At 32.2% G+C, this 12262-nt stretch carries 14 protein-coding genes; all 14 read right to left on the bottom strand.

Going from position 1 to position 12262, the window contains the following annotated elements; all coding sequences use genetic code 11:
* Nucleotides 1-89: 89 nt before the first annotated feature.
* Nucleotides 90-1103, bottom strand: coding sequence for a UDP-glucose 4-epimerase GalE (galE, locus tag M1F74_RS04400; protein WP_132973107.1), 1014 nt, complete (start codon nt 1101-1103; stop codon nt 90-92).
* A gap of 12 nt (nt 1104-1115) precedes the next feature.
* On the bottom strand, nt 1116-2591 hold the full coding sequence (gene galT / locus M1F74_RS04395) for a UDP-glucose--hexose-1-phosphate uridylyltransferase (protein ID WP_033585728.1): 1476 nt from the start codon (nt 2589-2591) through the stop codon (nt 1116-1118).
* Nucleotides 2592-2607: 16 nt separating this feature from the next.
* A complete protein-coding gene (locus M1F74_RS04390; RefSeq protein ID WP_247946408.1) occupies nt 2608-3246 on the bottom strand; it encodes a phosphate uptake regulator PhoU in 639 nt (212 codons plus the stop codon).
* An 82-nt stretch (nt 3247-3328) separates the two neighbouring features.
* Nucleotides 3329-4060: a protein phosphatase 2C domain-containing protein gene (locus M1F74_RS04385; protein ID WP_247946407.1), complete on the bottom strand. Its 732-nt coding sequence runs from the start codon at nt 4058-4060 to the stop codon at nt 3329-3331.
* Nucleotides 4047-6152: a glycosyl hydrolase family 28-related protein gene (locus M1F74_RS04380; protein ID WP_247946406.1), complete on the bottom strand. Its 2106-nt coding sequence runs from the start codon at nt 6150-6152 to the stop codon at nt 4047-4049. The genes M1F74_RS04385 and M1F74_RS04380 overlap by 14 nt, the downstream gene beginning before the upstream one ends.
* A gap of 840 nt (nt 6153-6992) precedes the next feature.
* Nucleotides 6993-7283, bottom strand: a complete 291-nt coding sequence (locus tag M1F74_RS04375; protein ID WP_033585725.1) for a DUF5960 family protein — start codon at nt 7281-7283, stop codon at nt 6993-6995.
* Complete coding sequence (locus M1F74_RS04370; protein WP_003042877.1) at nt 7273-7638, bottom strand: hypothetical protein; 366 nt, start codon at nt 7636-7638, stop codon at nt 7273-7275. Before M1F74_RS04370 ends, M1F74_RS04375 begins: the two co-directional genes overlap by 11 nt.
* Nucleotides 7635-9050, bottom strand: a complete 1416-nt coding sequence (locus tag M1F74_RS04365; RefSeq protein ID WP_247946405.1) for a Y-family DNA polymerase — start codon at nt 9048-9050, stop codon at nt 7635-7637. Before M1F74_RS04365 ends, M1F74_RS04370 begins: the two co-directional genes overlap by 4 nt.
* A gap of 2 nt (nt 9051-9052) precedes the next feature.
* Entirely contained in the window at nt 9053-9736 is a 684-nt protein-coding gene (locus tag M1F74_RS04360; protein WP_003042369.1) for a LexA family transcriptional regulator, read from the bottom strand.
* A gap of 264 nt (nt 9737-10000) precedes the next feature.
* Nucleotides 10001-10759 (bottom strand): type II toxin-antitoxin system toxin PezT, encoded by a 759-nt coding sequence (gene pezT / locus M1F74_RS04355; protein WP_247946404.1) that lies wholly within the window; start codon nt 10757-10759, stop codon nt 10001-10003.
* Complete coding sequence (gene pezA / locus M1F74_RS04350) at nt 10759-11235, bottom strand: type II toxin-antitoxin system antitoxin PezA (RefSeq protein ID WP_000579611.1); 477 nt, start codon at nt 11233-11235, stop codon at nt 10759-10761. The genes pezT and pezA overlap by 1 nt, the downstream gene beginning before the upstream one ends.
* A 67-nt stretch (nt 11236-11302) precedes the next feature.
* Nucleotides 11303-11575, bottom strand: a complete 273-nt coding sequence (locus M1F74_RS04345; protein ID WP_109289494.1) for a hypothetical protein — start codon at nt 11573-11575, stop codon at nt 11303-11305.
* A gap of 37 nt (nt 11576-11612) precedes the next feature.
* Nucleotides 11613-11996 (bottom strand): DUF5945 family protein, encoded by a 384-nt coding sequence (locus tag M1F74_RS04340; RefSeq protein WP_247946403.1) that lies wholly within the window; start codon nt 11994-11996, stop codon nt 11613-11615.
* On the bottom strand, nt 11993-12226 hold the full coding sequence (locus tag M1F74_RS04335) for a DUF5965 family protein (protein WP_247946402.1): 234 nt from the start codon (nt 12224-12226) through the stop codon (nt 11993-11995). The genes M1F74_RS04340 and M1F74_RS04335 overlap by 4 nt, the downstream gene beginning before the upstream one ends.
* Nucleotides 12227-12262 lie beyond the last annotated feature (36 nt).

The raw sequence follows: 12262 nt of genomic DNA, 5'->3' as shown, positions 1-12262 counted from the left end.
ACAATGTAATCGTTTACTTTGTCAAGCGCTTTCATTATTTTTTTTTAATTTTTTTAATATATACATATTACAAGACTACTCGAACTTTTTTATTTATTGTATCCATTAGGATTTTTTGATTGCCAATTCCATGTATCTCTACACATGTCTTCGACTGTTTTTGTAGTCTTCCAATTTAATTCCTTATACGCCTTATCCGCATTTGCATAACAAGTCGCAACGTCTCCTGATCGTCTTGGAACAATTTTATAAGGAATTGGAACCTTATTGACACTTTCAAATGTATTTACAAGTTGTAATACACTTGTGCCTTCTCCTGAACCAAGGTTATAAATATAAACATCTGTTTTTTCAGATACTTTCTCTAAAGCTTTTATATGCCCTATCGCTAAATCCACTACATGGATATAATCGCGAACACCAGTACCATCTACCGTATCATAATCATCTCCAAAAACACTTAGCTCTGGTCGCTTACCTACCGCTACTTGTGCAATAAAAGGCATTAAGTTGTTAGGAATTCCTGATGGATCTTCTCCAATCAACCCCGACTCATGAGCACCAATCGGATTGAAATAACGAAGCAACGCAATACTCCACTCTGAATCTGCTACATGAACATCTTTTAAAATTTGTTCAAGCATCACTTTTGTGTACCCATACGGATTCGTTGCACTTGTCGGCATCGTCTCAATAAGGGGAGACTGATTGTGAACGCCGTATACAGTCGCACTCGATGAAAACACAATCTTTTTAACATTAAACTCTGACATCACTTCAACAAGAGCTAATGTGCTCATAATATTATTTTCGTAGTACATTACAGGCTTTTGCACGGATTCGCCGACAGCTTTGTATCCTGCAAAATGAATTGCAGCCTCAATAGATTCTTGTTCAAAAACTTTTCTCAATCCTTGTTTATCACAAACATCTAATTCGTAAAACGCAGGACGTTGCCCTGTAATTGCTTCAATACGATCTAATACTAAAATGCTTGAGTTTGAAAGGTTGTCGACAATAACGACTTCCTTCCCTAAATTTAATAATTCTACTACGGTATGGCTACCAATATAACCAGCTCCGCCTGTTACCAATATTGCCATTTTTACTTCCTCCTAATTAATTCCAACCGATTTAACAAATCTCATAAATGCTTCATGTCCGGTTTGAGTATTCTTATAAACACCTGCATCTTCGAGAACTCTCGCAAATACTTGCCCTACTTCATGTTGAACTACGCTATGAACCTCCTCCTCTTTAAGTCCAGGATATTTTTCTTTCAATTGAACGGCCCATTCTAAATGATAATCAGCAATTGCGTTATCTTTTCCTAAAAGATATTTCTCAACTTCTTCTAACTCTGTTTTCAAACGAGGTGGTAAAATCGCAAGTCCCATCACTTCGATTAACCCAATATTTTCCTTTTTAATATGTTGTACATCTTGATGAGGGTGGTAAACACCATCTGGGTATTGTTTAGTAGTATGGTTATCTCTCAGAACAATATCCAATTCATATCTTCCATCCACTTTACGAGCAATAGGAGTCACCGTATGGTGTGGAATATCTTCAGTCTTAGCAATGATGTCTACTTCTAAATCTGAATATTCTCTCCAGATATTTAGGATTTTAGTAGCTAATTCTACCAAACGATTTTTATTTTCACCTTGTAGCCTAATCACTGACATCGGCCATTTTACAATACCTGCTTTAACATCCTCAAAGTCTTTAAAAAGAAATTCTCTCTCAAATTTTGCTTTTTCCATTGGGAAAATATGTTTTCCTCCCTGGTAGTGATTATGACTAAGAATAGAACCTCCTGAGATAGGAAGATCAGAATTTGAACCAGCAAAATACCCTGGTAAAATATCAACAATCTCCAATAATTGTTCAAATGTTTTGGACGTAATAGCCATTGGTACATGTTGACTATTCAAGAATATCGCATGCTCATTAAAATATGAGTATGGGGAATACTGGAAACCCCATACTTCGTCTCCCAGTTCCAACCGAATAATTCTATGATTTGCACGTGCTGGATAATTTATTCTCCCCTGATAACCTTCATTTTCCATACAAAGTAAACATTTTGGATAATTAGATGACTTTACCAATTTCTCTGCCGCGATTGTTTTCGGATCTTTTTCCGGTTTTGATAAATTGATTGTAATTTCAAGTGAACCATAATTAGTTTCAGTATGAAAAGCTATATTTTTAGCGATAGCTGACAATTTAATATAGTCGCTATCTTTACTTAACTGATAGAACTCTTCAACTGCTTCCTGTGGCGAAACATCATATGAACTCCAAAAAATATCATTAAGGCGACTTGGTAATGGAACGATAAAATTCATCAGCTCTGCACCTAAACATTCCTTTGCCTCAGCTAAATCAGCAATTTTACCATTCTTTAAAGCTATTTCTACTAAATTGTCTTTTAATTTTTTAAGATCACTCTCATTTGAAATCTTATCAGTTCCTTCTTCACCGATTAAAGCCAATATTCTATTTTTTATATATATTTGGTCCATCGATTTATAAATTCCATATTCAATAATTTTATTAGCAAAATTATCTACTATTGTCTGCATATATACTCCTCTTTAACTATAATACTCCAATTTCCTGATAATCTAACCATTTATAAATAGATTGTGTTGTATGGGATATCTTATCAAGAATATTAATAACTTCTAAAAATACAATAGCTTCATCAACATTTGAGAATTCAATAAGAAAGTTCTCTACTACTTTGTCTCCTAGTTTTTGACATAGACCAGATATCAACTTACATTTTTTATTATAGTCATATACGTCAGGTTCATAGTTTCTATTCTTATACCATGTTAGAGTTTTCTTTAAGTGATCCCCTATAATAAGATGTATTTTTAGCATTTCATAAAATAATGGTCCCCATTCATGCATTGTATGAATATTTTTTAAATTCTTAACTATTTCAATGATTCGATCACCAATACGTTCAATATCTGTGGATAATTTTACTATAGTTATAATTCTTCTCAAATCAACAGAAACAGGATGTTGTAAACAGATGAGTTCAATACCTTTCATATCTATTGTAACAACTGCTTCATTAATAACTAAATCATTATCTATAATACTTTGTTTTTGAACTTCGGTTAAGTCATCAAATATAATTTCATATTTTTTTATTATAGAAATCCATATATCTTCTAGATTATTAGACAACTCAATAATTTCATTGTCAAAATGCTTTCTCAACATTATCTAACCTCAATAATCAATTGCACTATAAAGAACTCGTATAGATAACTGTCTTTATAGTTCATCATATGATGAAATTATTTTAAACATCAATTATCAAAATACTTGCATCATCTTTTTTACCATAAATAGGATCAATATTTGTAGATTCTTTTCTCATTTCAATTAACTCTCCAAAATTGTAGCCTGAATTTTGAGTATAAAAATCGTAAAAACCATCAGTCATTAAAACAATATGATTACTAGTTACTTCCAAACTACCATTGATAACATGATTTATACTACTTTTGTCTAGTGAACCTATCCAATATCCATCTGGTTTATTAGCTAGCTTCCTAATATTTTGTAATATAGTCTTTTTATCAGCTTCATCATTAGATTTGATTGTAAATTTTCCTTGCTCAAAAAGACAATCTACTCTATGATCTGTAATCACTTGATTGTTGACTATCATAACACAATCGCCAATCATTATGTATTCTAATTTTAAACCAGATAATTTCGCAAAAATAAAGGCAAAAGTTGGTAACTGGTAATAATCATCAAACTCACACTTATCTATCTCTATTATTTTTCTAACGTCATCTAAAGCAAGCTCGAAAATTCTCTTCAATGATAAAGAATCGTTACAATACTGCTTGAGACACTCAGAAATAAGATGAGATACTTCCGAAACTGAATAACCTATAGAATCTTTTGAATTAAATAAATCTGTTGCTCCATCTATAATCCAGAAATATTGATTTTTGTAATCTACGCTATCTTCGTTCTCTTTAGCACTACCTTGTATTGAGCATATTCTATCTATCTTCATAACGACGTTTTAAACTCCATTGTCCAAATAGAAGGCAAATTCCAATAATAGTTAAAAGCAACTCAACCATTTTATTTAATCCAGTTTTTGGTAATGCATGTTGATTATTTTTTGTCTTAACTACTTCACTAACATTAGTTACGTCATATTGTTTTTGTGAAATTTCTCCTGTTACTACATTACCTGAATCATGATTTGATTTTTCAATTTTATCATCTACACTATTTACTGAGTAATTATTAGCTAAATTATTTTTGTTTTCAGCTACAGGTTTTATTTCCTCTACATGCTTATCTGAGTGGTTGTCTGAGTGATTACCTGAATTTTGCGAAAAGATTTTATAACTTTCATTCTCAGTTATAATATTAAAATCACCGACACTATTATTTGTGTCTGAGCTGGTCCCATTAAAATCAGTTTTAAGTAAAGAAACATGATTTCCTGTTAAATTGGAAAGTTGATTATTTAGGACAGTGATAGTTCCAGCGGATTCTTCAATTACGATTCCGTCTTTACCTCCCGAGATGATATTATCAGATACTACCAAATTGTTGCTGACTCTTAATAATTCAATATTTGGCTGTTCAGTATTTTGCGAATTATTATGAATGATATTCTTTGTTACAGTAATATCAGTTACTTTTCCAAGATAATCTGCACTATCTTTTGCAACACGTATTGCTTTTGTTTTAGCATCAGCAATATTAAATACATTTTCAGTAATAGTCACATGTTTATTCAGATCTAATACGTCTTTAACATTTTTATAACTATAAGCATTAACTAAAGCAGCACCATTTTCACGATAGTGTTCACTTTCCTCTTTAGTTTTCTTATCAAACCTATTTCCTTTTATTAAAATATCAGTAAATCCTGTAAAGCGAACGCCCGCATACATCATATTATCAAAATGATTATTTAGAATTTTAATATTTGAAGGATTTTCAGTTGTTGCAGTTTGATAATGTGTCCCAATTGCAGTTACTAATTCACCTGATTTTTCACTTTTACCAAAATATGAATTTTGAATAGTAACATTTTCAGATTTTTTCCCATCATCATTCAAAGCATAAGGAAAACCTTTTCTAGTTAATGGTTCAATCTGAATACTCTCCTTACTTATAATTTGCCCATCTTTCATAGTTTTAGGTAAAGCTTGACCAAGAAAACGAGAATTATCGACTAATACATTTTTCGAACCTGCAATTTGAATAGCATGCCCTTGATAACTATCCTTGAATGTTACATTTTTTATAGTTACGTTATTTGAATTCCCAATAGCAAATGCACCTGAAGAATTTATAAGTGGTAGATTTTTTGCTTTAGTTCCTTCTTCATTCAAAGCACCGTTCATATCAATAGTACCACCAGAATAACTAATATCTTCTGTTGGGGCCCATTCTACTTGCGCACCATCATCCGTAAATAAACCTGTCATGAATACAATAGAAGGATGATTTTTGATATTGATACCATTTAATATGGTAGCTTTTTCATGTACTTCTAGGTGTGTATGACTTCTCAAAAAGACAATCTCTTTAACTAAATAAGTCCCCTCAGGAAAATATACTTTCCCTCCACCTAATCCTTTAGCAGCTGCATCTATTGTATCCTGAATTGCTTGTCGGTCATCATTAACCCCATCGCCTACTGCACCATAATCTTTTACATTTAAAGCAATTTTTTCAAAATCTTTTTTTATAGTGCTATCATTTACAATATCTTCTTTATTGTTCTTACTTTCATTATTAGATTTTTCTGTAGATTCAACTGTTTTATTATCTTGTGAATCAGAATGAATAGTATCTTTAGAGTTATCACGATTAACACTTGACAAACTATCTAAATTATTAGTAGATGAATTAGTATCGATACTTCCAATAGAATCATTATTAGAAATATTTTGAGAGTAACCTAAATCATTAGTAGTTACATTAGAAATCTCTTTTGTATCAATCTGTGGTGTAGTAGTGCCAACTTCATCAGCTAAAATACTTTGGCTTCCCAAAATTGAAATAGCCAATAAAACTGAGCATGTTCCAACTTTCAATTTACGAATGCTAAATACTTCATTATGAAAAATGTGTTTCATAAAGACCTCCAATATTTTTATTTATTTACAATTTATTATTACTTTTCTTAAAATTGATAAAATGACACCGCTGTCATTATCTTTATAATATATTTTAAAATTTGAATTGTCAAGAAATAACACAACAAAAGACAATATTTTTGAAAACGCAATCATCTAATGAATTATATATCCAAACTATACACCATTAATATTCCAAACATTTCTAGTTTGAGATAATAGTTTCATTGTTTCAAAGATAAAATCTTCTAAAATATCACTAAATTCTATTTAATAAAAGTCGTAATCTTTTAATTATAATTTAAAATCATGATCACCCATCAAACAGGTGGTCTGTACCAGAGCTATAAGTTCAGATTACCAGCTAGCGTCTTAAGACGCTGGCTTTCACTATGTGACTATTAGTCCGTCTCGCTCCGCTAGGTGTGAGACGGACTAATAGTCACATAAAAAGAACGATTGGTAAAAAGTCTTTAAAATCAAAAAACGCATATTATCAGGTATCTAAAACCTTAATAATATGCATTCTTGTGGAAAGATTTACTTCATTTTCTCTTTAAATTGAGTTTTACCCAGCCTCCAGTATTGTTATAGAATTACTTGGAGTCCTAATTTTTCCTTTATAATCATGTCAAACGAAATAGTTAATTCATCACCTCCTATTATTCTTTGGATGTTGTCAATATTAGTATGATATAGTTTTTAATTATAGTATTAAAACAGTCGTGATATTTTTTAATTTATTTATTCAACTACTATATTTCTTGTTTCACAATTAAAATGATTTTATTAATCTTTAATTTTATCTATTGATTTTTGTTTTCAATTGTTCAATAATTTTCATAAACTAAAGCAATGTCTCTGATATTCATACTGCCTAATCCCACTACTATCTTTATTCATCTTGATAGAAAAAACAAAGTAATGGTCCCGACAGTCTAAAGATTTACTTTTGTTTAGTTTAAAATAATGTTTTTGAGACATAGCCATTGTACGTAAAATATCATCGGTAATAAATGTTAATGGTATGTCTAAAGCAGAATACTTATAAAAATCTGACTCAAACCTTAAATAAGAATCAGAAAAATAGTCCAGCTGCAATTTATCGTCATATAATTCTTTACGATTCATGTAACCCCTCACCTTCTATCTGGATATCAAGTATATCTAACCATTCTAATCGAAGAAATCCAATGTCTGATTTTATAGATATAAACTCTTTCCCAATTTCTTTAACAATACCCGATACTACTTTTCTTCTATTTGAGTGCTTCAAAATAAACGTTGCAGGGAATGTATTCGTATAAAGTTGACGAACAAGTAAAACTTTCTCTTCCATTGATAAAGTAATTGAGACATCTTCTTTATTTTTTTCTTCCCAAAGAGAACTTGAATGTTCTGACAAAAAGAATCCCATCCACTTAGCCATCCCACGATCTTGATACTCTCTTGCAGATAAAAACGGCAAATAAGAACGATTCATCATTTTAACCCATCTAATCCTCCAGCTGAATGACCACCAATGAGTTTACTTCTTGCAATTGTTCTAGAAGCCTGATCCAGGGCATTTCCTTTCAATAGTGAAGTAAAACCAAATTCTGTTCGAATAGCATCAATTGCGGACTGGAGCTTTTCTTCTTTTTCTATTTTCTCAATATCATCAAACAATGAAATAAACCCAAAGGATTCATCTACTAAACCAGAATAATTAACCGCAACATTCCTAATAGCTCCTGAAGTATATTTAGTGTGAAATAACTTTAAAACGTAATTTGTCAGTAATGCTGTTTGATTGGTCGGTTCAATCTTCATTTGAGTATGAATAGATCGTTTCTGTTCCACTTTAGAATATCCTAAGTGTATAGAAACCACAGTCGCTTTTTTACCAGCTCTTCTCAATCTAACTGCAACTTGTTCTGCCATTTCACGAAGTATAATTTCAATATCTCTTAGTTTGACATAATCTCTAGGTAAAACTTGAGAGTTCCCTATCCCTTTTGACTTCGGCTTATAAGGTTTATGAACATTGCTTTCATCAATACCATTAGCGTGAAACCACAACTCTAGTCCCATAATCCCAAGCTCTTTTTTAATCAAGTCAGGATTAGCCTGTGCCAATTCTTTAATCGAAAAGATACTTAGATTATGTAATCTCTTCTCCATTCTATTTCCAATTCCCCAGAAATCTGTCATTTTAGGAATAGCCCATACTTTCTTTTCTATATCCTCATAGGACCAATTAGCTCTCATTGTCGGAGTCTTTTTAGCTTCATTATCAAGTGCCAACTTAGCTAATAAGGGATTGGCGTTAGACATACCTACCGTTGAATAGATTCCTGTTTTTCTCCAAATCTTTTTTTGAATAGCAGCCGAGATAATATCTAATTTATCTTTCCGACTAATACTTTTATCTGGCACAAAATAATTTAATGAACTTGTTAAATCAATAAATCCTTCATCAATTGAATAAGGATAAATATCGTCTGGTGCCGCAAAATCTTGAAAGATTTTTTGAATTTCCATATTGACTGCTATATAAGTATCCATTCTCGGAGGAACAATCACAGTTGATTTTGCCCATTCCTCAATAAAACGTACATAATCTATTGTTGTCGGTAAACCTTGCTTCTTAGCGTTATAGTAAGAGAACTTGCGAGTCTTTATATCAAATGGTAAATCATAGGAACGTCCAACGTTCGATTTTCCAAAGACCTTTTTAAACATGGGAGAAGAAGCAAGAATTAACCCAGCAGAATTATCTGCACGGCTCATAACACAAAGTGAAGTCTTAAGTGGATGCAGGCCTCTATCTACACACTCTACACTTGCGTAAAAAGATTTCATATCAATAAATGCAACGTCACTCTTTGGTTCGAGACTATAATCAAACCAAGTCATACTCAATCCTCTAAAGGCATAAAGTTTCCAACGATTTTCCCTATGATACGAGGATTCTCATCATAAGGCGCAAACTTATCTGAATAGTTCCGATTGAGTGAAACTAACCGAAGCCCATTTTCTTCACGATACACTTTCTTAATATAGGTTTGACCATCCCAATCTATCGCATAGATAGCCCCGTCATAATCAAATCCCGTTTGCTTAATAAGGGCTACCGAACCATTTTCATATGTCGGTTCCATTGAATTACCAAACACCCACGATGCAAAATCATAATCAAATTGATGATCGAAGTAAACTGTATCGTAATTACCATCATCAAAATAAGCTGTTCCTGTACCAGCTGATAATTTTTCGTAGACCTTATAGGCAAAAAGCTGAGGAATGTCTACAACCTTTGTATTCTGTTTGTTCAACAATTCAGTAGCATAATGAAGTGTTGCTTCTTGATTCCTTTCCGTTAGTTTGAGATAGGTTTCAACTATTTCATACTCTGATTCAAAATATCGAAGATCTACATTCAAAATCTCACTCAATTTGCTTAAATTGTTTTGATTAGGCTTTGTTTTACCTGATTCCCAATTAAAGTATGAGGCTCTACTAATTCCCAAACTGGATGCAAGTTGAGATTGAGATAATCCTTGACTTTCTCTTTTTCTTTTTAATTTAGTAGGTGAAAACATTTGTTCTCCTTTTGTAAGTTTATTAACTAACAAAAAGGATACCATAGCTTGTTGAAAAAATCAAGAGTTTAATAACCCTCAAGATTTAAAATAATCATAAACTGCGCTAAATTCGTACTTTTATTGTTAGGAAATCATCACTGAAGAATGCTAAAACTTTTGAAAAAATATGAAGAACAAGCAAATAGAGAAAATAAAAGGATCGTTATTTTTTAAATGACGACCCAATAGACTTTATTTTAAAATTTTGATCTAACAATCATTTCAATTAGTTAAATCTTTCAATCTTTCTTCTCCAGACTTAAGCATCTCTTTCTCAACTTGATTCCATTCTCCAAATAGTAAGCCATGAAGAACGGTTGCTGCTGAAGTTTTATCTTCTCCTGAATCATATACACAACTTCTATCTCGTTGGTAAATTTGAATTCTTTCAAAGATAGCTAGTTCTTCCAATTGTCGTGTATTATCAACTAGATGATTTACAATGAAATCATGATGTTCTTTTGGAGTTGCGCGTGCTTGATTTGGATTGATAGCGTACAGTTCTTCGTATCGGATAAGAGTGCTCAGATAGGACAGCTTAGGCTTGGTCGCAATCAAGGCTAATTGTACTTCATATCCCCTATTTTTCAATAGTTGTGCTGTTTTCTTTGGAACGTCAACTGTTCGTAAAGTTCCCTCTATCAAAAGATTGTATTCCAAATGACTCAATTCTCTTACTAAAGACTCTACCATTTTTCCCGCAAAATCTTTGGTGTATTCAACGCTATCTTTGCCATATTCTCGCTGCAGTTCTAAATAGTGTGGATGCTGAGAACGAAAACTATCACCATCTATGATAACAATATTTCCTTGAAATTCTTTCTGTTTAATACGATGAATTGTAGTCTTACCGGCACCACTTTGCCCTCCAAGCAAAATCGCTATAGGTTGCTTACTGGACTTTTTTCCTCTTGTCAGTGAGCGAAGGTTTCGCTCTAAAGCATGTTTGAATTCACTATCGGTATAATCTTGGATTTCCATTAGGCTGCCATCCGTTTTTCAGATATCTCTAACATACGTTCAATTCCATCCAAATAGCCACTATATCTCTCTATTTCATCAAAAGTTTCTACTAAATAGATATTCGTATGAATCAAGTCAGATAGATCGTCACTCATTAAAATCCAAGGATTAGATTCATCATCAATGCTAATTCCCTGACTATCTTGATAACGATAGAGTCGAGATAATAGATGAGCACCTCTTTCTTTCACAATTTCAATTTTTAAAGTCAATTCATAATCTTCAACAGGATTGAGCATTTTATCTTCTCCTACAATATCAACATAAGATACATTAAACTTCTGGCAGATGATGTCTATTAGTTCCGTAGAGACTGAACTAGTTCCATTTTCATAACGACTCAAGCTATTTCGAGAAATTCCTATAATTCGGGCAAATTCAGGTTGTGTTAAGTCATGTGTTTTACGTAAGGATTTTATGTTCTTTCCAATCATGGTAAACTCCTTTATTTTTATAATTCCATTATAGCATAAAAAAGCATAACGCACCAATTTTGGTGCGTTATTGACTATTTTTCCTAAATCTCTCTAAATTCTTCTCCAATTGTTCCTTATGAAGTTGATTCTTAGCTTCCTTTAATGTGTCGTCCAAAGTTTCTTCTCTGTAAGTTGATTCTGTTTTTAGTTGTTCTGATTCTTGATCTGGAGTGAAAATGATATCTAGCAATCGATCTATTTTTTCAAGATCTTGGGCAGACATATCAGATAGTCGATGAATTAGTTTCTTAAATATATCACCATTGTCTTGGTTTTTCTTAAAAAATGTTGTAAACATCTATAACCTCTCAAAAAAAGCAGCCTATCAGGACTGCTTAGTGTAATTCCGAAATCGCATCATAAATGGACTGCAATTTCTTATTTTCTTTATTCTTTGTGTCAATCAACGTATGTAGATCTTCAATTTTCTTTTGACTACTTTGAATATCGCTATTGTTATCTGCAATAAGTCTTTTAAGATGTTGCTGATAACTTGTAGTGATATCTGTCTCTTTTCCTGTTCTAACCTCTGTAACTTTGGGTTTAGAACTAGAATTTGATTCCGTCACAGGTGCTTGTTTTCGCTTTTGAAAAGCTGCTTCATAATTTACATCATTACCTCCTTGATGATTTCCAAATAAGGCCGCAATTTTATCTGAATCCCCTTGATTTTCTGATTTACTTTCTAATGGTTGATTAAAATTCCAATCTTTTGTCATTCACTCATTTCATCCTTTCTAAATTCAGAATCATCGAATTGTCTTTCTTTACCAAAGGCATGGTCAAGAGCTTCTTCAAAACTCATGTGACTGATGCTTTGACGCCTTTTGAACGTCGTAAACATCGCTGTCTCCAGTTGTTCTTTGTAAGCAGCGAGTTTTTCTGTCTCTCTTGCTACCTTGCTTTCTTGCCTAGTGACCTTTTCTTCTAAGCGTTCGATTATGGTCATATACGATCCTCCTTCATTTTAATATTAGCTAAAACA

It is taken from the genome of Streptococcus oralis, from assembly GCF_023109315.1.
GTDB lineage: Bacteria > Bacillota > Bacilli > Lactobacillales > Streptococcaceae > Streptococcus > Streptococcus oralis_BS.
Note: the sequence above shows the minus strand (reverse complement) of the source record. Positions and strands in the feature narration are given on the sequence as shown.